We start from the raw sequence: 265 nt of genomic DNA, 5'->3' as shown, positions 1-265 counted from the left end.
TGCCGGCTGCCGGCAGGTGCAGCGGCACGCCTTCGGGCGTGATCACTTCACGGTAGGTGTCCAGCATGGGTGCGCTCTTGCGCACGCGTCCCTCCGGACGGCTGCCAACGGCATGCGGTTCTCGACTGCTTCCTGGGACGGAGACCGACTTTACCGTGTGCGGGGTCACATCCCCAAGTACTTGTCCTTCAACCGCACTTAGTGGTCGGCCGAGTAGTGCAGCGACTCGATCTCCTGATCGCTGAGCGTACGCACCGGTCGGGCC

At 64.9% G+C, this 265-nt stretch carries 1 pseudogene; it reads right to left on the bottom strand.

The features are described 5' to 3' along the window. Positions 1-198: 198 nt before the first annotated feature. Positions 199-265 (bottom strand): annotated as a pseudogene (locus ACQG3P_RS19995) (gamma carbonic anhydrase family protein); the annotation flags it as partial.

The sequence above is a fragment of the Stenotrophomonas sp. SrG genome (genome assembly GCF_050031795.1).
GTDB classification, from domain to species: domain Bacteria; phylum Pseudomonadota; class Gammaproteobacteria; order Xanthomonadales; family Xanthomonadaceae; genus Stenotrophomonas; species Stenotrophomonas rhizophila_A.
This window is presented reverse-complemented; position numbering and strand designations above follow the sequence as displayed.